This window comes from Kluyvera chengduensis (genome assembly GCF_044197065.1).
Classification (GTDB): Bacteria; Pseudomonadota; Gammaproteobacteria; order Enterobacterales; family Enterobacteriaceae; genus Kluyvera; species Kluyvera ascorbata_C.
This window is the reverse complement of sequence record NZ_JBIQOI010000002.1, coordinates 867,568-890,379: the sequence shown is the minus strand read 5'-3', so window position 1 is coordinate 890,379 and position 22,812 is coordinate 867,568. Positions and strand designations below refer to the sequence as shown.

The window sequence follows — 22,812 nt, the reverse complement described above, 5'->3', positions numbered from 1 at the left end:
CTGTGCACCACGACGAGCAAAAGGAGCAGCACATGGATTATCGCAAAATCATCAAAGAAATCGGGCGCGGTAAAAATCACGCCCGTGACCTGGACCAGGGCACAGCGCGCAGTCTGTATAGCCACATGCTGGACGGTGAGGTGCCGGAACTGGAAATGGGTGCGATTTTGCTCTCCATGCGTATCAAAGGCGAAGGGGAGTCGGAGATGCTCGGCTTCTACGAGGCGATGCAGCAAAAGACGCTGCGCTTAACGCCGCCGGCCGGCAAGCCTATGCCTATCGTCATTCCGAGCTATAACGGCGCGCGTAAGCAGGCAAACCTGACGCCGTTGCTGGCGATGCTACTGCACAAACTGGGCTTCCCGGTGGTGGTGCACGGCGTCAGCGAAGACCCAACCCGCGTGATTACCGAAACGATTTTTGAACTGATGGGCGTAGAGGCGACTCGCCATGCGGGTCAGGCGCAGGCTAAGCTTGAAGGTCATCAGCCTGTCTATATTCCTGTTAGCGCGCTTTGTCCGCCGCTAGAGCGCCAGCTTAACTTCCGCTGGCAGCTAGGCGTGCGCAACAGTGCTCATACGCTGGCGAAACTAGCCACCCCCTTTGAAGAGAACGCCGCGCTGCGTCTGTCCAGCGTGTCGCATCCGGAATATGTGGTCAAAGTAGCGAAGTTCTTTGCGGATATTGGCGGGCGGGGGCTGTTAATGCACGGCACCGAAGGCGAAGTGTATGCCAACCCGCAGCGTTGCCCGCAAATAACGTTGATTGATAGCGAGGGCGCGCGAGTGGTCAATGCGCGCCAAAGCGAGCAGTCTGAAGCGGAAGTGGTGCTGCCGTCGAGCAAAGACCCGGAAGTGACCGCCCGCTGGATTGAGCGTTGCGTGGCGGGCGTTGAGCCGGTGCCGCATTCGCTGAAAATTCAGCTCGCGTGCTGCCTGCTGGCGACGGGTGAAGTGCAGAGTATTGAAGAAGGGCTGGCGCGCGTGGCGCAGTCGTATTGAACCGTAGTGCTTTCCCGGGGTCACTGCGTTCGCCCGAGCTACATTACCCGTAGCCCGGGCGAGGCGTTTACGCCGACCCCGGGAAAGCACCATCCCCCAAATTCCACGCAAAAAAAAGCCCGGCGTGGCGGCCGGGCAAGCAAGGGTATCAACAAGTTCAATGAGGGTTGGAGCACCCGCGAGAGGTCAAACTCACGGGGTAGTACTGAGGTTGGTTATTTGTAGATAACCGCGGTGCCGCTAACTTTGTTGTTGGTGTTAGCAGAGGTGATGCTGTAGCCGGTAGCGCCTGCATCAGCAGCTTTCTGCGCCAGTTTCGCTTCCAGGCCATCCAGGGTGTTTGCACCCTGTACAGATACCGCACCGATTTCATTCATTTTTTGCGCTTGTTCCTGAGTTACCGGTTGTGCAGCAAAAGCACCGAAAGACAGGGTAGAAAGGGCAATAGCAGCAACAGCATATTTAATCGTTTTCATCATTAATCTCTCGCAGGTGATGTTGTTCGGATGACGTTGTTTCCGTCGATGTGATAAGTATCACGCTTTTATTCGATGGAATAAATCGAAGAGAATTGATGTCCACAATCAAAAAAATTGAACAATTATTAATGTATTGATTATTAATAAAATATTCATGGTGTGAATGTGTTTGCGGGTGAAGTCAGGTTAGTAAAGAGATCTAGCGCACAATTTGCCACTTTTTTTGCTAAAAAGCGTGCTTGTAAAGATAATCGATTGCTCTGTATGTTCAGGTATAGATTTGTCATCAAAACTGGTAATGCCGTCTATTTGTAGCATTATATTCTTATTGATGCGAAGTGCGTAAACTTTTCTTGAGGTTTTGTATTCTGATGGAGGAGGCGTCGTCGGTTACCGCTTTGTTACCCTGGCTTCGCTTAACTCCATCATAAAATTTGAGAGATATTCTCAGCTTAAATTTCTGACCATTCCCGCAGAAGATTGTGATACAGATTGAGCAGTGAGAGGGCTTCTTCCGATTCGCCGTGGCGACGTTTTAAAGCCTGAATATTGCCGTCGAGTTCGAACAGCATGGCGCGGCGTTTATCGTCACGAATCATGGATTGGATCCACATAAATGAGGCGACGCGCACGCCTGATGTGACGGGCGTGACGCAGTGCAGGCTGCTGGAGGGGTAGAGGACCAAATCGCCTGCCGGGAGCTTCACCGCATGTTGCCCGTAGGTATCGTTAATGGTCAGCTCGCCGCCTTCATAGCTATCCGGTTCTGACAAGAACAATGTGGCGGAAAGATCGGTGCGCATCCAGCCGGTGTGTGGGTGCTGACGTACCGCGCCGTCGACGTGAAAACCGTAGGTTTCTTGCTGCTGATAGCGGTTGAACAGCGGGCTGGAAATGGTTTTTGGCAGTGCGGCGGCGAAGAACAGCGAGTGGCGATTAACCGCTTCCAGCACGCGTGCCTGTAGCCCGGCATAGCGTTCACTGCGGGTATCGACCTGTTGGTTTTGCTTAACCTGCGCACCCTGCGCGCCGACGGTTGCCCGGCCGTCTACCCACTCCGCTTGCTCCAGTTCACCGACAAGCTGGCGAACCTCTTCGGCGCTCAACACGCCAGGAATGCGGTACATCATGGGAATCTCTCCTTAAAAAAGTGGGGCTTGCGCCCCACGGTGATACTTAGAAGTGTACGTTAGCCGTCAACACAAAGGTTCTTGGCTCGCCCGGATGGTAGCGATAGCCGCTCTTATTGATCGAGGCAACATAGTTGGTATCAAACAGGTTGTAGGCGTTCAGCTGCAGGTCGAGCGTGCTGTTCACGCGGTAACCAATCTTAGCATCGGCAACCCAGTAGCTGTCGGTGGAGTCTGGCGTGCCGACGGCGCCGTCTTTGCCGCGATGCATGCTGCCAATGTAGCGAGCGCCTGCGCCGACGGATATCGCATCGGTGGCCTGGTACTGGCTCCACAGGGTGAAGGCATGCTCAGGAGTATACGGCAGTGATGAAGAGCCGTCTTGTGTCACCTCTGCACCCTGCTGGATGGTGGCGCGCTGCTGCGTGAAGCCGCCAATCACCTGCCATTCAGGGGTGATGTTCCCGGCAACGGAGAGCTCATAGCCTTCTACACGTTTGGTGCCATACTGCGAGTAAGTGCCATCGTCGTTGGCTTCAACGTCGTTTTCAATATCGGTACGGAACACCGCAGCAGACAGCAGCAGGCGTTTATCCAGCAGCTCCCATTTGGTACCGGCTTCGCTGGTTTTCGCTTTTTGCGGTTTGAAATCGGTACGGTTGGCGCTGCTACCGGTTCCGCCAGCGGCCAGTGCGAAGTTACTGCCGCCCGGAGGCTGCTGGGAGATGGCGTAGTTAACGTATACGTTGCCGTTCTGCGTCAGGTGGTACAGCGCCCCCGTTTTCCAGTTGACCAGGTTACCTGATTTGGTGGCATCAACGGTGGTGATAGGGGTGTTTTTGGCAACGCCCGCCGGACAGGCAATCGCGCCGCGACCCGTACCGCCACATAGTGAGGCGCTGTCATATTCGGTGTGATAGCTATCAAGACGGATGCCGCCGTTCAGCTCGAAATCACGGGTAATTTGCAGCGTATCGAACGCGTAAATACCAAAGGTATCGGTCTGACCGTTAGCATTCGCGCCGCTACGTTTCAGGCTGCCGATGTTGACGTTACTGTTCGGGTTATACAGATTCACCACCGGTGCCGTTATCGGGTAGACGCCGTAGTTGGTCTGCTGCTCGTGGGTAAACTCGACGCCGGTGCTGATATCGTGGCCGATAGCGCCGGTGTAGAACTTCGAGGTCAGATTGGTTTGGTTGGTCAGGATCTTGTTGCTGACGTCTTTGGTGTTGACGTTGCGCGTCCAGGTCCAGGTGCCGACATCATTAGGGTTTGGACGACCAATATTGTTTGCTCCCCCCATCACTGCTGTCATCAGATAGTCCTGCTTAATCTGCGACCAGCGGGTGGTGTTGCGGATGGTGGTGGTGTCGTTGAAGTCGTGCTCGAAACGCATCGTCGCCGTGTCGGTGGTAGAGTCGTCGTAGTCTGAGTTGGTGCCGTAGAAATTATGCGTATCGACTTTGCCTGAGCTATTCAGCGCTGATGTGGCGGCGTTTGGCGCGGAGTAGCCCGGGAGTCCTACCGTTGGCACACCGCCGTCCGGCGTGTTGTGCTGCGTAACGTGCAGATAGTTCAGGTACAGGCGGTTTTGCGTACCGAGGCCAAAGGCGATGGACGGCGCCACGCCATAGCGCTCGTTTTTCACGTTATCACGCCCTGCATCGTGAGTCTTTTCCCCCATCAGGTTTAAGCGTACGGCAGTGGTGTCGCCGATTGCTTCGTTCAGATCAAGCGTGCCGCGGCGATACCGCGCGCTGCCTACACTTGCTGAAGCATCTATACCAGAGTCCAGGCGCGGCTGCTTGCTGATCATGTTGATCGAGCCCGTCGGCGCGCTACGGCCATAGTCTGAACCAGACGGGCCCTTAATCACTTCTACCTGTTCAGTATTGAAGGTGTCACGCGTCACGCTGCCGATATCACGAATACCGTCGATGTAGATACTGTTCGACGTATCTGCACCGCGCATATAGATGGTATCGCCGGTTGACGAACTGCCGTTTTCACCCGCGAAGAAGGCCCCGACGCCCGGGACGTTTTTTAATGCGTCCGTCAGGTTAGTGGCACCCTGATCCTTTAGCACCTGCTCGGAAATCACCGTCACGGTACGCGTGGTGTCGGCAATCGGGCGGCTGAATTTAGGGTCGGCGGATTTCGTTGGGGCATACAGCGATGGGGCCTGTGCTTCGACGACTAGCGTATCACCCGGCGCTTTTTCCTTGGTTTGTTCCGCCTGCGCAGCAGGGGTCAGGCCAATGCATAATCCGGTAAAAAACGTGAGCGAACCAAAGCTACTGAACGGGGTAGTGCGATTTTTATCCATATCAATGAGTGTCTTATAATTTTTAAACGCGAAATTAAAGATGACAACAGGGAACGTCTTGCCCCCTTCGCCACTGCAGGTTGCTTTATCTTTTTTAAATGATGTTGATAATGATTGTGAGAAGCATTATCAAATCGCGTAACTTTTTATCACTCATTGAACTAAAAATAAATACATTGCTTTACAGTTTCTTCATTTTTTATACATAAAGATTACATGCTGGTCGGAGTGGTTCCCGGAGTCGCTGCGCCCGCGCGGGCTACGAACCTGCCGCCCCGTAGCCCGGACGAGGCGTGTACGCCGACTCCGGGAGAAACCCGGCGTTAAAATTTGCGTGCCGCTTTCCGCAAGCAAAACTGATGAAATGCGCCATATCGCGTTGGGGATTACCTTGCTGCGAGCGTCTTACGCAAGGAGCAATGACAATGGTTCGCTACCGTCGATCCACAATTCCTGGCAGTACTCTGTTCTTCACGACCAATCTGCGAAACCGCCGTAGCGACCTGCTTACCCGGCACATCGGTGCGCTACGGCAAGCGGTTACTGACGTTCAACGAGTACAACCCTTCATCATCAACGCCTGGGTGGTGCTGCCTGAGCATATGCACTGCATCTGGACGCTACCGCCGGATGATTCGGATTTTTCACAGCGCTGGCGGGCGCTCAAACGGCATTTCACCCAAGCGCTGAGAATGCGGAATATCTGGCAGCCTCGCTTCTGGGAGCACACCTTACGCGACGAAATGGACTACCGGCGGCACGTTGATTACTGCTACTTCAATCCGGTGAAGCATGGATGGGTGGCATCCGTACAAGAATGGCCATATTCCTCGTTTCATCGGGACGTGCGGCGTGGGCTGTATTCTGCTGATTGGGGAGGAAATATTGGGGAGGTGGACGCGGGAGAGAGGCGATGACGATTTTCCCGGAGTCGCTGCGCTCGTCCGGGCTACATATTACCCGTAGCCCGGGCGAGGCGTTTACGCCGACCCCGGGGGGTCAGTCAACCCTAACGCGCATCCGGGCGGATTAAATCAAACCGATGACGCTCATCGATGGTGTAATAGGCCGACGGACCTCCGGCGCGGAGCACCGGCTGGGCTTTGGCGGTTTGGTAGATACCGTTTTCCAGCAGCGAGTCGTCAATGTGGATGCCGACCACCTCGCCCAGCACCAGCCAGGTATCAACGGCGGTACCGTCCGCACCGGTCAGTTGGATGCATTGCGACAGACGGCACTCAAAGTTGACCGGGCTTTCGGCTACGCGGGGCGCATCCACCAGGCGGCTCGGTGCGGCTGTCAGCCCGGCGCGGGCAAACTCATCTTCACCGTGCGGCAGCGTAGCGGAGGTTTCGTTCATCGCGATGGCTAAATCACGTGTCGTCAGATTCCAGACAAACGCTTTGGTATCGACAATATTCTGCACGCTATCTTTCCAGCCGCTACTGGCGAAACCGATGATCGGTGGGCGATAGTTAAAGCAGTTAAAAAAGCTGTAGGGCGCAAGATTACGCCGCCCCTGCGGGTCGACAGAGGAAATCCAGCCGATAGGGCGTGGCCCGACGATGGCGTTGAGCGGGTCGTGAGGTAGCCCATGTCCGTGGGAAGGCTCATAAAAATACATAGCGCACCTGATATTTAGAAGCAGGAATCCAGACTCCCTTATTTACCGCACCGTCGTCAACGGGTATCTTACGCCGCATTACGACAGGAGAAAGTCATGAGTACCCAAAAACCGGGTTTACACCCGCGTAACCGTCATCATAGTCGCTACGATCTCGACGCGCTGTGCCAGGCCGTGCCCGCACTGCGCGATTTTATTACCCTCAGCCCGGCGGGCGAGCAGACCATCAACTTCGCCGATCCGCTGGCGGTGAAAACGCTGAACAAAGCGCTGCTGGCGCACTTTTATGCGGTTAAGGAGTGGGATATTCCGGAAGGTTTTCTCTGCCCGCCGGTACCGGGGCGCGCGGATTATATCCACCACCTGGGCGACCTGCTCAGCGATGAAAGCGGCAACGTGGTAAAAGGGGCCAACATTCTGGATATCGGCGTGGGCGCGAACTGTATTTATCCGCTGATTGGCGCGCACGAATACGGCTGGCGCTTTACCGGCAGCGAAACGCACCCGGAGGCGTTTGCCAGCGCACAGGCTATCCTGAGCGCGAATCCATCGCTGAACCGCATGATTCGTCTGCGTCGCCAGAAGGATACGACGGCGATGTTCAACGGCGTGATCCACAAAAACGAGCAGTATGATGCCACGCTGTGCAACCCGCCATTCCACGATTCGGCGGCCGCAGCGCGTGCGGGCAGCGAGCGTAAGCGTCGAAACTTGGGTCAGGACCGTGATGATGCGCTGAACTTTGGCGGCCAGCAGCAGGAGCTGTGGTGTGATGGCGGGGAAGTGGCTTTTATCAAACAGATGATCGCAGAGAGTAAAGGTTTTGCCCGTCAGGTGATGTGGTTTACATCGCTGGTGTCCAAAGGTGAAAATCTGCCGCCGCTGTACCGTGCATTAACCGACGTGGGTGCGGTAAAAGTGGTGAAAAAAGAGATGTCACAGGGTCAGAAGCAAAGTCGCTTTATCGCCTGGTCATTTATGGATGACGAACAGCGTCGTCGATTCCTTGCGCGCAAACGCTAAGAAAAACGCCGTTTACCCCGGGGGGATAAACGGCGTTAGCATCAGGAAACGTGCTGCAGGAACTCTTGCAGACGTTGGCTTGGTGGGTTCTTCACCAATTCCTGCGGGTTGCCATCTTCGGCAATCCGACCTTTATCAATAAAGATCAGGCGAGACGCCACTTTCTCAGCAAAGCCGATTTCGTGGGTCACGATAACCATCGTCATACCTTCTTCCGCCAGATCCTGCATCACCTTCAGCACCTCGTGGCGCAGCTCTGGGTCGAGCGCTGAGGTTGGCTCATCAAACAGCATCATCTTCGGTTTCACCGCCAGCGCACGGGCAATGGCCACGCGCTGCTGCTGGCCGCCGGAAAGCTCAGAAGGGTAGTGATGGGCGCGCTCGGCAAGGCCGACCTTCGCCAGCAGATCTTTCGCCAGCTTTTCTGCCTCATCTTTGTTCAGACCGCGCACGCGGGTTGGGCCGAACATCACGTTTTCCAGCGCCGTCAGATGCGGGAACAGATAGAACTGCTGGAACACCATACCCGCTTCCTGACGGATCAGGCGCTCGTCCACTTTCGGGTCGTTGACCTTCAGACCGTCGACGATCAGGTCACCGCTGGTTATCTCTTCCAGCTTGTTGATGCAGCGCAGCAGAGTTGATTTACCGGAGCCGGACGGCCCGATAATCACTACCACTTCACCCTGCTTGACGTTGAGATCGATGTTATGCAGCACCTGGGTTTGCCCAAAGTGCTTAGAGACGTTTTTAAATTCAATCACAGGATTTTCATCCTTCTTTCAAGAACGCGGAGCACGATGTTGAGTACCTGCGTGATAATGAGGTAGATAACGCCAACAGCGGTCCAGATTTCCAGCGCGCGGAAGTTCCCGGCGATAATTTCCTGACCGCTGCGGGTCAGCTCTGCGGCGCCGATAACGATAAACAGCGAGGTATCTTTGATACTGATGATGAGCTGGTTGCCGAGCGCGGGCAGCATGCGGCGCAGGGCCAGCGGCATAATCACGTGACGAATGGTTTCACGACGGGAAAGACCGAGCGCGAGACCGGCTTCGCTGAAACCTTTATGGATCGACAGCACCGAGCCACGGGTGATTTCGGCAATGTAGGCGCCGGAGTTGATCATGATAGTGATCACTGCTGCGGTGAAGGTGTCGATGCGAATATCCGGGAAGGCCATCGGCAGGGCGAAGTAAATATACATCACCTGCACGACGATCGGCGTACCGCGGATCACTTCAATGAATACGAGGGCAATGTGGTTAGCAATCCAGCCGCCATAGGTGCGGGCCAGCCCCGCCAGCAGACCGATAACAATACCGCCCGCCAGGCCAAGGATCGAAATCCACAGAGTCATTTTGGCGCCGTCCAACAAAATTGGAATGGCTGGCCAGATGACGCTCCAGTCAAACTGCATGATGTGTTCCTGTATACCGTGGTGGAAAATAAAAAATGAGTCAACGTGTGCTGACTAAAATCGTAGGCCCGGTAAGCGCAAGCGCCACCGGGCGTTACAGAGCCTAATAATTCAGGTTGGTTTATTTAGGTTCAGTACCGAACCATTTTTTGTAGATTTCGTTGTAGGTGCCGTTCTCACGCAGCGTTTTCAGCGCGCCGTTCACTTTGGTGCGCAGCTCGTCGTTGCCTTTAGAGAACGCAATACCGTACTGCTGCGCTTCCAGAGATTCGCCTACCGCTTTGAACTGACCGTTACCGGCCGTTTTGATGAAGTACAGAATGTTTGGCGTATCGTGCAGCACCGCGTCAGCGCGGTTAGTGCCTAATTCCATGTACGCGTTATCGATGTTCGGGAACTGACGCAGGTCTTTGGTTTTGATGTTGGCTTTCGCGTAATCAACAGAACCGGTACCGCTCTTCACGGCCACCACTTTGCCGTCGAGGTCTTTCACGCTTTTAATGTCGTTGTTGTTGGCTTTAACCATCACCAGCAGGCCGCTTTTGTAGTAGCCATCGGAGAAGTCGACCGCTTTTTTACGTTCGTCGGTAATGGTGATACCCGCCAGCGCCAGATCGATATTTTTGGTCTGCAGCGCAGGGATAATGCCGCTGAAGTCCATTGGCTTCAGGGTGTAATCCAGCTTCAGTTCTTTCGCAATCGCGGCCCACAGATCGATATCAAAGCCGACGTATTTGTCGCCTTGTTTGAATTCAAACGGAACGAACGCCGTGTCCGTTGCCACAACCAGTTTCTTGTCTGCGGCATGAGAAGAAACCGCGAAAGCCAGGGTGAGTGCAGCCAGTGAAACTTTAAACATAGACTTCATAGCATTTCCTTTTATATCCACGGGGCGATCCCCTGCGAGAACAATCGGCTTATGAAAGAATCGTGCCAACTTCACAATGCATTGTTTATTAACAAATAATGATTTTTACCCTGCACGATATTGGCAGGATAATTGTCCATATGCACCATGAGAGGGCACCAAAGTGGTGCGTGATATTGGTGTTGTTAAGTATGGTGTTTTTTAGCGCAAACGTAGGGGGTAAAACAATCTTTTATTAACGATTGTGTGAGGTGATTATTACAAATGATTTACTTTGGCGGGGTTTATGACCGTTGTTGTGCACTTTTTTGGTGCGATACCCTTCCTGCGGCAAGGCAGAAAGGGCATCAGATTCACTTATGGTTATTCAATATTTGCTTCAATGAACCACAGGAATTTATCCAGATCGCGGGAGGCCGCGGTGAAAATATCTGCGGTATCTTCATCTTTTGCTTCGCTAATCGCTTTGCGAACGTCGTTCGCCACAATGGCATAGCGTTCAGCCAGCGCTTTGAGGTGATCCTGCACGCTAGTGATATCCAGCGGATAGCTTTTCAGCGGAGTCTGAGCGTTGATGACCTGAGTGGTACCCAGTGCGATACCGCCCAGCTGCACGGCACGTTCTGCCATGGTATCGAGGTGATCGGTTAACGCGGTACGGAAGCCGTCGAGCATCTCATGTACGGCAATAAAGTTGGCACCGCGCATGTTCCAGTGCGCCTGTTTGGTAATCAATGACAGATCGATAAACTGCAGAACCTGACGATTGAGTAACGCAACGGTGGCCTGTTTTTCACTGTCCGGAACGTCGTTACGCGTATATAGAAGGTGGGCGTTTTTCGTTTTAACCAGTTTCGCAGTACTCATAGTCATATATCCTCTTGATTTATACACCGGTAAAGGCTGGTGTATTTCGTCCTCATGAATTAACGAAAACAAGTATAGCACCGTCACCGGGACGGTATTTTCTGATTCTGCCTATAGGTATGATAGTGATGATGATGCTTGCATTTAAAGTCAATTAAAAACAATTAGTTATGAATTTATTGCGATAGGATTATATTTTTGTGGCGGTTTTTATTGATATTAAATAAGAAATTATGCAGTTTGAAGAAGTTATTATGCATAGTGGCGCGCACTATGCATAATATAAGAAAATTAGCCGACATCGATCTCTTTAATTTTACTTTCCTGGCGCATTGTCAGCGTTGAACCCATTGAAGCAGCAATAATAGCGCCTAGCGCTAACGTCTGGCTGCCGGTCAGCATTTCACCGAGAAAAACCATCCCGGAGAGCGCCGCCAGCGCTGGCTCCATGCTCATTAATGTCCCGAAGGTTCGGGTAGGTAAACGCGTGAGGGCGATCATCTCCAGTGAGTAAGGCAGCGCCGTCGAGAGGACGGCAATAGCCAGCCCCAGCGGTAATATTGACCAGTGCCACAGCGCGTCCGTGGCCTGGAAAGCGCCCAGCGGTACAAAGACGATTGCCGCAATCAGTGAGCCCATCGCCACCGTCGCCGGGCCGTGCTCTTCACCGGCGCGTCGCCCGCTCAGGATATAAACCGCCCAGCCAGCCCCGGCTCCCAGTGCCAGCAGCGCGCCGGTCAAGTCGACGTGCGCGACGTCCTGCCCGAGGGGGAGCAGGAACCACAAACCGACGACCGCCAGAACCACCCAGATAAAATCGACCGCGCGGCGAGATGAAAAGAGGGCGACGGCCAGCGGACCGGTAAATTCCAGCGCCACCGCAATGCCCAGCGGAATGCGCTGCAATGACAAATAGAAGAGATAGTTCATGGCGCCCAGCGACAGTCCATAGAACAGCAACGGTAGCCGCTGTGCTTTGGCAACGCGAAGCCGCCAGGGTTTGAACACCACGACGAGAATTAGCGTTCCGAGCGCCAGACGAAGCGCAGTAACGCCAGGGGCGCCAATAAGTGGAAACAATGATTTAGCCAGCGATGCTCCGCTCTGGATAGAGACCATTGAGATAAGAATAACGAGTATGGGTAACCATGAAGGTACCTTGCGGGGCGAACCAGGCATCTTTTTCCTGTCAGTTTTTGTCAAAAGAGGTAAAACCGGCAGTGTAATTGAAATAGTCGGCTACGGTTGAGGGATTGTTGAAAAAAAAGTGTCATGGAAGAGGTAGAATTTCTTTAGTCGAGGATATTTTGACCTGCCAAACTAGGAATAATCTGGAAAATTTAACCTGAATTTTACCGACGTAGAGATAAGACTTAAGGTAAAAACATTCGGTTAATGAATGGGATAGCGATGAATGGAAACAAAGTGTTACATCATTAATGCCCTTAGACAGCGTTAGGTCGAAAGAGTTTCTTAACAATTTTTGATATATTTAAAACTTAGGACTTATTAGAAGCACATTTGAGGTGGTTATTATGAAAAAAATCGCATGTCTTTCAGCACTGGCCGCTGTACTGGCTTTCTCCGCAGGTACTGCTGTAGCTGCAACTTCTACCGTTACTGGTGGTTACGCTCAGAGCGATATGCAGGGCGTTGCTAACAAAGCGGGCGGTTTCAACTTGAAATACCGCTACGAAGCAGACAACAGCCCACTGGGTGTGATCAGCTCCTTCACCTATACTGAAAAAAGTGACACCCAGAACGGCGTGTACACCAAAGGTCAGTACTACGGCATCACTGCTGGTCCAGCTTACCGCATCAACGACTGGGCTAGCATCTATGGCGTAGTTGGTCTGGGCTATGGTAAAGCACAGGGTAACAACTTCCCTGAAACCAACAGCACCAGCGACTACGGTTTCTCCTACGGTGCCGGTCTGCAGTTCAACCCAATCGAGAACGTAGCTCTGGACGTATCCTACGAGCAGTCTCGTATTCGTAGCGTTGACGTTGGTACCTGGATCATCGGTGCAGGTTACCGCTTCTAATCACTTCGGTGATGTAAAAAGGGGTCTTAATGGCCCCTTTTTTAATGCCTTTTTTTCGTGAATTAACAGCCTGCCGCGATGTAGTCGCCGTTGGCGCTGATGGGAATCACCGTTAAAAACAGGACGGTAGCAAAGAGCATCAGCAGTACCCCTCCAGCAATTTTGACCGCCGGCATCACCCATCCGTGTCCTCCCGTGCCGCCAAAAAAGGCGACCGTCCTCTCACGCGCGTAGCGTACGGCAAGTGAGAGCCCAAGAATCGACAGGGCGGTACCAAGCGCCATTGTCATTACTGCCGCAATCCCCCAACTGACAATACCGAGCGCATTGGCGAACATCAGAATCATAATCGCACCGCTGCATGGCCGGGCGCCGATCGCCAGAATCACACCCAACCGTGTTTTCCAGTCGCTTTCAGCAAGCGTAGCGCCTACGCCATGATTTCCACAGCCGCACTGTTCGTCGTGTTGATGCAGTGGTTTGAGTGATGAGATGACCCGTTTGCGCGGACGCAGGCTTTTCAAGGCCTGATAGATAACAAACAGCCCAAATGCGCCAATCATCACCGCGCTGATCTTCTCGACGTACCAGCGGCTGGTACTGAGGTCGCCTGAGGCCAGGTTGAAGCCGACGGCCAGGATAAAGACAAAAAGAATAGCGCTCACGCCCTGCATCAGACTGCCAACAAACGGCACCACGCGCGCGGCCAGCAGGCTTTCTTTGTTGGTGCTCAGATAGGTGGTGACGATAAATTTGCCATGCCCTGGCCCAATGGCATGCAGTACGCCGTAGAAAAAAGCCCCGGTAAGTAACCAAAGACCGCCGCTGTATTCGTGGTTGTTTAACTGTAGCAGGTACATCACCAGGTAGCGGTGCAGGGTGATTTGCGTCGCCAGACACCACTGAATAAACGCGTTCCAGTGGGTATGTAAGCTGAACACGGTGGCGAGCAGAAGCAGTAACATTAGCCCTGCGGTGGGAATTCGCCAGTCACGGGTAAGACGTTGTGCAATCATCATCAGGCTCGTGGTGAGAAGTCTTAAGATGAGTATAGTAATGCAACGTTGGGCGGGTTTGCTATCCGTCTACCTGATTAGGGGGTAAACGGATAGCTAATGTGCTAAAGGGATAAGTTAGCTTTTGGGATCAAACAGATCGGTTTTCAGCGAGTCGTAATCCACTTTCTGTAACTGGAAGTTGGTGATAAAGACTTTTCCGGCTTTTTGCGACGAGATAAAACGGTACTTGGGGACGATCTCTTGCGTCTGGATCCCGGTCCACTGGGAGAAGAAGCTCAGGAAGTCGTTAGCAGAACGGCGTGCCTTAATGACGTTGTGCTTTTTGTCATCGCTGGACAGCACCATAAACGGCACCTGGAAGTTCTGCTGATACTTATCGTCATGCGCCAGATACTGCACCGCTTTCCCACGCTCTTTAAAAGCCAGACCATGGTCGGAGAAATAGACCATCGAGAAGCTATCGGTATTCCGGCGCAGCTGATCGTACAGCTGGCTGAGCAGGCTGTCGGTTTGCGTCATGGTGTAAAGGTAGCATGAGGTCTCTTTAGACTGCACGAACTGCGCATATTTGCCCTGGGTGCGGTCACACGCCTGCGGGTGTGAGCCCATCAGGTGCAGGACAATCAGCTGCGGCTGGCTGCGGGCGGTAGACAGTACCTGCGCGGTCATTTTCAGCAGCGCTTCGTCGCGGGTATTTTTGTCCGCTTCGAAATCACCGCTTTTCAGGAAGTGCACTTCATCGGCGCGCTTGGCAATACTGGCAATGGCGGTATCGTACTCGCCAATTTGCCCCTGGTTTGAGAACCACCAGGTCTGGAACCCCGCGCGGTTGGCGAGGGTAACGAAGTTATCCTGATATAGCGGTTTGCCGTCAACCACGCGGTTCAGGGTCAGCCCCAGCGATTTTTGCGTGGAACCACTGGCGGCGATGTAGTTGGTAAACAAATTGCCATTGACCGAGCTGGCGAATGGAGTGTTGTCCCAATGGCCGCCAAACGCTCCCAGCGCATCACGGCGTGCGCTTTCACCAATCACCACCACATAGGTGTGATATTTCGGCTTCACGGCGAGCACGTTCCAGGTATCTTTCATATTGGAAAGCTCAGCCATGCGCTGCTGCTCGTCAATCACCTCGTTGTTGTTAACGATGATGTCTTTAACGAAGCGGAAAGCCGGATAGCCGCTATCTCTCAGTTTAAATCCCCAGCCAGTCAGTTGGTTTTGAATCGGCTGAACGAAGAACACGCCGATGCAGAACAGCAGACACAGCGTTTCCATCACGCCCCAGCGCCCGCTATCGGTTTCTTTACGACGTACGGCAATCACGCCGAGCACGAAAATAAACAGGCCAACCAGGTAGCTATACCACGGGAAGATGGTGAAGATTTCCGTCGACTCTTCGACGTTGGTGGAGTGAAGCGCCAGCAGGGTGTTGAAGTTCGGCGCGCCGTAGGCCTGGCTGAACGGGAAATAGAGTGCGCCGACCAGAGAATAAACCCCCAGAATGACCTTCTGCGCTTTCGGCAAGGTGCGCCATAGCAGGTGTAGCACGCCGGTAAAGGCCACCGCATACAGCAGGCTAAACGGATAACCCAACGCCAGGTTAATCAGGATCGATTGTAAAAAATAAAATCCCGTCCATGGGCTTAGGGCAAGCCCACGCGCAGCGAGAGTTTCTTTCAGGGTCAGGTTCATAGATAGCAACTATAAAAACGCCATGTGCATCCCCTGGCGTCAAGGGGTATTTATTGGCCAGACAGTGCGAGAAAAGGTGTTGCAGAGGTCGGGGCTGCAAGAAGATAAAGCGTGCGTATAGTTGGGTCAACTACTCATAACGAATTGTTTTGGGAGGGAGATTGCAAAACCAGAAAATAGTCGGGGTTTTGGGACGCAAAAAGTCAGTCTGCCACCGAATTGTGACGGAAAAATGAAGCGGCGATGCGCTCGCCGCTTAGCGGGACGGAGTGTCCTGTTGCGGTTTGTTGTTGAACAGGTCGCACAGCATACCAATCAACATTAACCGGACTTTAAAAGGAGAGTGACTAAACACGCTGATACACCTCTTGAATTCGTTCATGGTTCCTCCTGCGATTTGACTCGTCATTCCGTGATGAGCGTTTGCATTACGTACAGATATAGCACAGGCTATATTTTATAGCTATGGCTAAAACGTTAATTTTTTGTACTCGGGTCACAATCCATTACAATGGGCTCACTTGATATGACGCGTTCAGGCGTCACACAGATGAGGAAGTGCTATGAGCCGCCGCGCAGGTACGCCAACAACAAAAAAAGCGACGCAGCTGGTGAACGTTGAGGAACACGTCGAAGGGTTCCGTCAGGTGCGAGAAGCGCATCGTCGGGAGCTGATTGACGACTATGTTGAGCTGATTTCGGATTTGATCCGCGAAGTAGGGGAAGCGCGACAGGTGGACATGGCCGCCCGTCTTGGGGTATCGCAGCCGACGGTGGCTAAAATGCTTAAACGCCTGGCAGGCGTCGGGTTGATTGAACAGATTCCGTGGCGCGGCGTGTTTCTGACACCGGAAGGGGAAAAGCTGGCGCAGGAGAGCCGCGAGCGTCATCAGGTGGTGGAAAACTTTCTGCTGGTGCTGGGCGTCAGCGCCGATACGGCCCGTCGCGACGCGGAGGGCATTGAACATCATGTCAGCGAAGAGACGCTCGATATGTTCCGTCAGTTTACCCAGAAGCACGGGCAACACGCTGAATGAACCTCCCTTTTATACGGTCGCTCGCCCGCGACCGTTTTTTGCACCTGCTGATTCTCGTCGGCATTCTGCTGAGCTTTTTCGTTCCCTTCATTCCGTCACGCTGGCCAGCGGCCATTGACTGGCACACCATCATTACCCTGAGCGGCCTGATGCTGCTGACCAAAGGGGTAGAGCAGAGCGGCTATTTTGATGTCCTTGGGCGCAAAATGGCGCGCCGCTTCGCCAGCGAACGGCAGCTGGCGCTGTTTATGGTGCTGGCGGCGGCATTGCTCTCAACGTTTCTGACCAACGACGTGGCGCTGTTTATCGTGGTGCCGCTGACCTTAACGCTGAAAAAATGGTGCGCGTTGCCGATTAACCGGCTGATCATTTTCGAGGCGCTGGCGGTCAACGCCGGGTCGCTGTTAACGCCTATCGGCAACCCGCAGAACATTTTGCTGTGGGGGCGCTCAGGGCTCTCATTCCCGGCGTTTACCCTGCAAATGCTGCCGTTGGCGCTGGCGATGATGGTCTCGCTGCTGGTGCTGTGCTGGTTTTGCTTCCCGGCGAAAAAATTACAGTTTCAGAGCAGCGATATCACGCCGTCCTGGCAGCCGCGCCTGGTGTGGGGCTGCCTGGCGTTCTACCTCGTCTTCCTTACCGCGCTCGAAATGAAGCAGGAGCTATGGGGTCTGGTGATTGTGGCCGTTGGTTTTCTGCTGCTGGCTAGGCGCGTAGTATTCGGCGTGGACTGGACGCTGCTGCTGGTGTTTATGGCGATGTTTATCGATGTCCATCTGCTCACCCAGCTTCCGGCGCTGCATCAGGTGTTAAGCGGTGTGAGCGGGTTGTCTGACGGGCCGTTGTGGCTGACGGCGATTGGGCTGTCGCAGGTCATTAGTAACGTTCCATCGACTATTCTGCTGCTCAACTACGTGCCGCCGTCGCTGCTGCTGGCGTGGGCGGTGAACGTGGGTGGCTTTGGGCTGCTGCCCGGCTCGCTGGCAAACCTGATTGCCCTGCGTATGGCGGCGGACCGACGCATTTGGTGGCGCTTCCATCTGTACTCTATTCCGATGCTGCTGTGGGCTGCGGCGGTGGGGTACGGGCTGCTCACCCTCGTCAACCGCTTGTAACCTCTTGCTGGTTCATGTAGGCCTGATAAGCATAGCGCCATCAGGCAGTCCGGCGCAGATTGCCGGATGGCGGCGCTGCCTTATCCGGCCTACATAATCGATCCCTATCTTCAGGGAAAACCCTCTCCGACTCACAAAAAACGATCTCCAGGGTTGCGCGTTTTTTCATCTTTGCGTTATATGACTAGTCATGAAATTTAAATGACTAGTCATATAGGAGCCGAACCATGAAACCATCACTGCCCGCCAACTTCCTCTGGGGCAACTCTGTTTCCAGCATGCAGACCGAAGGCGCCTGGAATGAAGGCGGTAAGGGGATGTCGGTCTACGATATTCGCGAACCGAAAGCGTTCGCCTCTGACTGGAAGGTGGCGACCGATTCTTATCATCGCTATGAAGAAGATTTTGACTTAATGAAAGACCTGGGCATGAACTGCTACCGCTTCCAGATTGCCTGGAGCCGCGTGTGCCCAACCGGCGATGGTGAGTTCAACGAAGAGGGCATTGCCTTTTACGACCGTTTTATCGATGCGCTGATTGAACGCGGCATTGAGCCGATGATCTGCCTCTACCACTTCGATATGCCGCTGGCGATGGCGGAAAAATACAATGGTTTTACCGACCGTCGCGTGATGGACGCGTTTATCCGCTACGGCAAAAAAGTGATCGACTGCTTCGGCGACAAGGTGACCTGGTGGCTGACCTTTAACGAGCAGAACCTCTACCATATGCCGGAAACGTTCCTGATCTCCGGCTATATGCGCGGCGACAAAACCCTGCGCGAGCTTTATGAAATTCAGCACCACGTCATGATGGCCCACGCGCACCTCACCAACTACCTGCACGACACCAAACCGGGCAAGCTGATGGGCGGCATGCTGGCGCACGCTCAGGTTTATCCGGCCACCTGTAAGCCGCGCGATGTCTTCTGCGCTCAGCTGCTTGATGAATTCTTCAACCAGAACCTGCTGCGCGTCTTTGCGGGCGAGGGCTACAGCCCGGAAGTGATGCACTTTGTTAAGCAGTCTGGCTTTGACGACATCTACCGTGAGGAAGACCTGGCGGTGCTGGCGACCATGAAAAACGACTACATGGCCTTCAGCTACTACGCTAGCCGCACCCTCAATAGCGATGCTATCCCGGAAGGCACGGCGGTGAACAACTATATGCTGTTTGGCGACACGCCGAACCCGTATCTGAAAGCCACGGAGTGGAACTGGCAGATAGACCCCCTCGGTTTTCGCAGTATTATTACCCGCTATTACAATGACTGGCGCCTGCCGGTGTTCCCGATTGAGAACGGCATTGGGGTGATTGAATCCTGGGACGGCGAAAATATCATCGAGGATGACTATCGCATTGCCTATCATCGCGACCATATCAACGCCATGAAAGCGGCGATATTTGAAGATGGCGCTGAGGTCATTGGCTATCTCGGCTGGGGGCTGATTGATATTCTGAGCTCGCAGGGGGATATGCGTAAACGTTACGGCGTGGTCTACGTCAACCGTGAAAACCATGATTTAAAAGACCTGAAGCGTGTACCGAAGAAAAGCTATGAATGGCTGAAAAAAGCGATTCACAGCAACGGCGAAGAGATGTAACAACAGGAGCGGGTAATGGCGGCGAAATACATCGCGATAGCGCGGGAAATTAAAAAACGGATTATCAGTCGGCAGTATTCCGCCTCTGAACCATTACCCGACCAGTTTGCGCTGGCGGCGGAGTTCGGTACCAGCCGGATGACAATCCAGCAGGCCATGCGCCAGCTGATTGTCGAAGGGCTGGTGTATACCCGCCAGGGGCAGGGCACGTTTGTGCGCAAGAATTTCCTGCAACTTTCCCAGTGGGATGTTCCCGGCGCGGACTACTCCGGGGCGACCGAAACCTGGGAGCATCTTGGCACCGTGGAGAGCCAGGTCATTCGCTTTGAGCTGCGCTTTCCGACGGAAAAAGAGCAGGCTTCGCTGCTTGTCAACGCCGATGCGCCGGTCTATGACTTTGTGCGCCTGCGCCTACTCAACGGCGAACCACTGTCGTTGGATATGACCGTAATGCCGGTGTCGCTGGTGCCGGGATTGAGCAAAACGCACCTTGAAAGCTCGGTATTTCGCTATGTGCAGGAAAACCTGGGTCTGAAGATGATGGGATCGTATCGGGTGGTGCGGGCAATTAAACCGGATGCGCTCGATCAGCAGTATTTAAGCTGCGAACCCGGTGACCCGGTGCTGGAGGTGGAACAGGTTATCTATCTGGATGACGGCACGCCGCTGGAGTACGCGCACTGCCACTATCGCTACGACCATGGCGGCATCGTGATAGTCAATAATGGATAAAAAAATGGCGGGTGATTAACCCGCCATTTTTATGTTGTCGCCCGAACGCAGTGCGTTCGATTGATTAGTTCAGACGAACTGGCATACCGGAACGGTTTTTAACCGCCTGGTCAACGATGCTCTGGTCAACGTCAGCCTGGCTGGTCACGCTCTGCACGGCTTTAGTCAGCACAACCGGAACGGTTTCGCCGCCTTCAAACTGCGCTTCGGTGGTAGACAGCGGGTTGTGAACTTCCATGAAGCGGCTACCGTCTGGTTCGGTGGTCACTTTCACAGGCTCATCAATGAACTGTACGCGAGTACCGACCGGCACGTTCTGGAACAGGAACTTAATGTCTTCGTTACGCAGACGTACGCAGCCGTGGCTGACGCGCAGGCCGATACCGAAGTTAGCGTTGGTGCCGTGGATAGCGTACAGACGGCCAATATACAGCGCGTACAGACCCATCGGGTTATCCGGGCCAGCTGGAACGACGGCTGGCAGCGGGTTACCGGCTGCGGCATATTCGGCGTGCATTTTCGCCGTTGGGGTCCAGGTTGGGCCCGCTTTTTTACGTTCTACCTTGGTGGTCCAGTTGATAGGCGTATCTTTGCCCAACTGACCGATACCGATTGGCAGCACGATCACGGTGTTGGTGCCCTTCGGATAGTAGTACAGACGCATTTCTGCGCTGTTGATGACGATACCTTCATGCACGGTGTCCGGCAGGATCAGCTGCTGAGGAATGTTCAGCACGCTACCGCCTTTCGGCAGGTAGGTATCCACGCCAGGGTTAGCTTCCAGCATGTTAGACAGACCCATCTGGTACTGGGCCGCGAAGTATTCCAGCGGTTGCTTATTGTCTTCAGGGATCGTGATGACCTGATTCTGACCGACAATGCGGCTACCGTCGGTTGGCAGCGGATACGTAACCGCCGATGCCGTATTACAGAAGCCTACGACAGCAAGCGCCGCAGCGAAAAGCGTAGTTAATTTCATGTTCATGTTGTGCGAGGTATCAGTGCCATTACAGCGGTTGTTTGAGAATTCAGACTGTTGGTAGGAGCGCATTATATGTGCATTCCTTGTCGCAGGGAATTCGGATGTGTACGAAATCACATTTTTTTCACTTGAGTTACAGTTTAGTCACTGGCGAAGGCGGGCGCTTTTTATTCGGAATTGTGGCAGAATAGGCGGTTTGTCACATTCTTCAGGATACTCCCGTGTTAGTTACCAGCAACGTTACCATGCAGTTCGGCAGTAAGCCGCTGTTCGAAAATATCTCCGTCAAATTTGGCGGCGGCAACCGTTACGGCCTGATTGGCGCAAACGGGAGCGGCAAATCTACCTTTATGAAAATCCTCGGCGGCGACTTAGAGCCGACGCTGGGCAACGTTTCCCTCGATCCGAACGAACGTATCGGTAAGCTGCGTCAGGATCAGTTCGCCTTCGAAGAGTACTCCGTACTCGACACCGTGATCATGGGTCACGGCGAACTGTGGGAAGTGAAGCAAGAACGCGACCGTATCTACGGTCTGGCTGAAATGAGCGAAGAAGACGGCTACAAAGTGGCTGACCTCGAAGTGCTTTACGGCGAAATGGACGGTTACTCTGCGGAATCTCGTGCAGGCGAACTGCTGCTGGGCGTGGGTATTCCGCTGGAGCAGCACTACGGCCTGATGAGCGAAGTGGCGCCGGGTTGGAAACTGCGTGTGCTGTTGGCGCAGGCGCTGTTCTCTAACCCAGACATTCTGCTGCTCGATGAACCGACGAACAACCTGGACATCGACACCATCCGCTGGCTTGAGCAGACGCTAAACGAACGCGACAGCACCATGATCATCATTTCGCACGACCGTCACTTCCTGAACATGGTCTGCACCCACATGGCCGACCTCGACTACGGTGAACTGCGCGTGTACGCCGGTAACTACGACGAATACATGACCGCAGCCACCCAGGCGCGCGAACGGCTGCTGGCCGACAACGCCAAGAAAAAAGCGCAGATTGCGGACCTGCAATCCTTCGTTAGCCGCTTTAGCGCCAACGCCTCTAAATCTCGTCAGGCGACCTCTCGTGCCCGTCAGATTGACAAAATCAAGCTCGACGAAGTGAAGGCCTCCAGCCGTCAGAACCCGTTCATCCGTTTCGAACAGGACAAGAAACTGTTCCGTAACGCACTGGAAGTCGAAGCGCTGACCAAAGGCTTTGATAACGGCCCGCTGTTTAAAAACTTCAACCTGATGATGGAAGTGGGCGAGAAGATCGCCATTATCGGCGCTAACGGCGTGGGTAAATCCACCATGCTGAAAACCCTGGTCGGTGAACTGACGCCGGACAGCGGTACGGTGAAATGGTCTGAGAACGCCAGCATTGGTTACTACGCCCAGGATCACGCCGAAGATTTCGATAACGATCTGTCCGTGTTTGACTGGATGAGCCAGTGGAAACAGGAAGGTGACGACGAGCAGGTGGTGCGCGGCTTCCTTGGTCGTCTGCTGTTCAGCCAGGACGATATCAAGAAGCCTGCGAAGGTGCTGTCCGGTGGTGAGAAAGGCCGCATGCTGTTCGGTAAGCTGATGATGCAGAAACCAAACATTCTGGTGATGGATGAACCAACCAACCACCTGGATATGGAATCGATCGAATCACTGAACATGGCGCTGGAAATGTATCAGGGCACCCTGATCTTCGTTTCCCACGACCGTGAGTTCGTGAGCTCGCTGGCGACCCGCGTGATTGAAATTACGCCTGAGCGCGTGGTGGACTTCAGCGGCAACTACGAAGATTACCTGCGCAGCAAAGGCGTGGAGTAATCTTTTCGTCGGCGCCATCCCGGCGTCG

General features: G+C 53.8%; 22 protein-coding genes. 9 read left to right on the top strand and 13 right to left on the bottom strand.

The features are described from left to right. Positions 1-32 precede the first annotated feature (32 nt). Complete coding sequence (gene ybiB, locus ACH1XZ_RS09810; protein ID WP_395595391.1) at positions 33-1,001, top strand: DNA-binding protein YbiB; 969 nt, start codon at positions 33-35, stop codon at positions 999-1,001. A 215-nt stretch (positions 1,002-1,216) separates the two neighbouring features. On the opposite strand, the gene ybiJ is transcribed toward ybiB, so the two are convergent. The 3 genes from ybiJ to ACH1XZ_RS09795 form a co-directional block, all read right to left on the bottom strand. Next, positions 1,217-1,477: a DUF1471 family protein YbiJ gene (ybiJ, locus tag ACH1XZ_RS09805; RefSeq protein WP_395595390.1), complete on the bottom strand. Its 261-nt coding sequence runs from the start codon at positions 1,475-1,477 to the stop codon at positions 1,217-1,219. Between the two features lie 455 nt (positions 1,478-1,932). Then, complete coding sequence (gene ybiX / locus ACH1XZ_RS09800) at positions 1,933-2,610, bottom strand: PKHD-type hydroxylase YbiX (RefSeq protein ID WP_395595389.1); 678 nt, start codon at positions 2,608-2,610, stop codon at positions 1,933-1,935. Positions 2,611-2,656: 46 nt separating this feature from the next. Continuing rightward, complete coding sequence (locus ACH1XZ_RS09795; RefSeq protein WP_395595388.1) at positions 2,657-4,939, bottom strand: catecholate siderophore receptor Fiu; 2,283 nt, start codon at positions 4,937-4,939, stop codon at positions 2,657-2,659. A 425-nt stretch (positions 4,940-5,364) separates the two neighbouring features. On the opposite strand from ACH1XZ_RS09795, the gene ACH1XZ_RS09790 reads away from it, so the two are divergent. Continuing rightward, entirely contained in the window at positions 5,365-5,856 is a 492-nt protein-coding gene (locus ACH1XZ_RS09790) for an REP-associated tyrosine transposase (RefSeq protein ID WP_395595387.1), read from the top strand. A 92-nt stretch (positions 5,857-5,948) separates the two neighbouring features. Here the strand turns inward: ACH1XZ_RS09790 and ACH1XZ_RS09785 are convergent, their stop codons facing one another. After that, the gene (locus ACH1XZ_RS09785; protein WP_395595386.1) at positions 5,949-6,563 is read right to left on the bottom strand and encodes a flavin reductase family protein; all 615 of its coding nucleotides are present in this window, start codon (positions 6,561-6,563) and stop codon (positions 5,949-5,951) included. A gap of 96 nt (positions 6,564-6,659) precedes the next feature. Between ACH1XZ_RS09785 and rlmF the strand changes: the two genes are divergently transcribed. Continuing rightward, positions 6,660-7,586, top strand: a complete 927-nt coding sequence (gene rlmF, locus ACH1XZ_RS09780) for a 23S rRNA (adenine(1618)-N(6))-methyltransferase RlmF (RefSeq protein ID WP_395595385.1) — start codon at positions 6,660-6,662, stop codon at positions 7,584-7,586. A 41-nt stretch (positions 7,587-7,627) separates the two neighbouring features. On the opposite strand, the gene glnQ is transcribed toward rlmF, so the two are convergent. The 5 genes from glnQ to rhtA all read right to left on the bottom strand — a co-directional run bounded on the left by glnQ (position 7,628) and on the right by rhtA (position 11,920). Further along, on the bottom strand, positions 7,628-8,350 hold the full coding sequence (gene glnQ / locus ACH1XZ_RS09775) for a glutamine ABC transporter ATP-binding protein GlnQ (RefSeq protein WP_395595384.1): 723 nt from the start codon (positions 8,348-8,350) through the stop codon (positions 7,628-7,630). Next, positions 8,347-9,006: a glutamine ABC transporter permease GlnP gene (glnP, locus tag ACH1XZ_RS09770; protein ID WP_035892271.1), complete on the bottom strand. Its 660-nt coding sequence runs from the start codon at positions 9,004-9,006 to the stop codon at positions 8,347-8,349. Before glnP ends, glnQ begins: the two co-directional genes overlap by 4 nt. Before the next feature lie 121 nt (positions 9,007-9,127). Continuing rightward, a complete protein-coding gene (gene glnH / locus ACH1XZ_RS09765) occupies positions 9,128-9,874 on the bottom strand; it encodes a glutamine ABC transporter substrate-binding protein GlnH (protein WP_395595383.1) in 747 nt (248 codons plus the stop codon). Positions 9,875-10,237: 363 nt separating this feature from the next. Further along, a complete protein-coding gene (gene dps, locus ACH1XZ_RS09760; protein WP_123651747.1) occupies positions 10,238-10,741 on the bottom strand; it encodes a DNA starvation/stationary phase protection protein Dps in 504 nt (167 codons plus the stop codon). A 291-nt stretch (positions 10,742-11,032) separates the two neighbouring features. Further along, the gene (gene rhtA, locus ACH1XZ_RS09755; RefSeq protein WP_395595382.1) at positions 11,033-11,920 is read right to left on the bottom strand and encodes a threonine/homoserine exporter RhtA; all 888 of its coding nucleotides are present in this window, start codon (positions 11,918-11,920) and stop codon (positions 11,033-11,035) included. 356 nt (positions 11,921-12,276) lie between these two features. Here rhtA and ompX point away from each other — a divergent pair, with 356 nt between their 5' ends. Then, complete coding sequence (ompX, locus tag ACH1XZ_RS09750) at positions 12,277-12,786, top strand: outer membrane protein OmpX (protein WP_395595381.1); 510 nt, start codon at positions 12,277-12,279, stop codon at positions 12,784-12,786. A gap of 62 nt (positions 12,787-12,848) precedes the next feature. Here ompX and ACH1XZ_RS09745 read toward each other — a convergent pair whose 3' ends face one another. The 3 genes from ACH1XZ_RS09745 to mntS form a co-directional block, all read right to left on the bottom strand. Further along, positions 12,849-13,802 (bottom strand): nickel/cobalt transporter, encoded by a 954-nt coding sequence (locus ACH1XZ_RS09745; RefSeq protein WP_395595585.1) that lies wholly within the window; start codon positions 13,800-13,802, stop codon positions 12,849-12,851. Between the two features lie 117 nt (positions 13,803-13,919). Then, positions 13,920-15,500, bottom strand: a complete 1,581-nt coding sequence (locus tag ACH1XZ_RS09740) for a phosphoethanolamine transferase (RefSeq protein WP_395595380.1) — start codon at positions 15,498-15,500, stop codon at positions 13,920-13,922. Between the two features lie 256 nt (positions 15,501-15,756). Next, positions 15,757-15,882, bottom strand: coding sequence for a manganase accumulation protein MntS (gene mntS, locus ACH1XZ_RS09735; protein WP_185666683.1), 126 nt, complete (start codon positions 15,880-15,882; stop codon positions 15,757-15,759). A 181-nt stretch (positions 15,883-16,063) separates the two neighbouring features. Here mntS and mntR point away from each other — a divergent pair, with 181 nt between their 5' ends. The 4 genes from mntR to ACH1XZ_RS09715 all read left to right on the top strand — a co-directional run bounded on the left by mntR (position 16,064) and on the right by ACH1XZ_RS09715 (position 19,988). Then, positions 16,064-16,537, top strand: coding sequence for a manganese-binding transcriptional regulator MntR (mntR, locus tag ACH1XZ_RS09730; protein WP_035892280.1), 474 nt, complete (start codon positions 16,064-16,066; stop codon positions 16,535-16,537). Then, positions 16,534-17,652: an anion transporter gene (locus ACH1XZ_RS09725; protein WP_395595379.1), complete on the top strand. Its 1,119-nt coding sequence runs from the start codon at positions 16,534-16,536 to the stop codon at positions 17,650-17,652. The genes mntR and ACH1XZ_RS09725 overlap by 4 nt, the downstream gene beginning before the upstream one ends. A 227-nt stretch (positions 17,653-17,879) precedes the next feature. Then, positions 17,880-19,256: a glycoside hydrolase family 1 protein gene (locus ACH1XZ_RS09720; protein WP_395595378.1), complete on the top strand. Its 1,377-nt coding sequence runs from the start codon at positions 17,880-17,882 to the stop codon at positions 19,254-19,256. 15 nt (positions 19,257-19,271) lie between these two features. Next, entirely contained in the window at positions 19,272-19,988 is a 717-nt protein-coding gene (locus ACH1XZ_RS09715; RefSeq protein WP_395595377.1) for a GntR family transcriptional regulator, read from the top strand. A 64-nt stretch (positions 19,989-20,052) separates the two neighbouring features. Here the strand turns inward: ACH1XZ_RS09715 and ldtB are convergent, their stop codons facing one another. Continuing rightward, complete coding sequence (gene ldtB, locus ACH1XZ_RS09710; RefSeq protein WP_395595584.1) at positions 20,053-20,973, bottom strand: L,D-transpeptidase; 921 nt, start codon at positions 20,971-20,973, stop codon at positions 20,053-20,055. 218 nt (positions 20,974-21,191) lie between these two features. On the opposite strand from ldtB, the gene ACH1XZ_RS09705 reads away from it, so the two are divergent. Continuing rightward, positions 21,192-22,784, top strand: coding sequence for an ABC-F family ATPase (locus ACH1XZ_RS09705; RefSeq protein WP_395595376.1), 1,593 nt, complete (start codon positions 21,192-21,194; stop codon positions 22,782-22,784). The last annotated feature ends 28 nt before the right edge of the window (positions 22,785-22,812 follow it).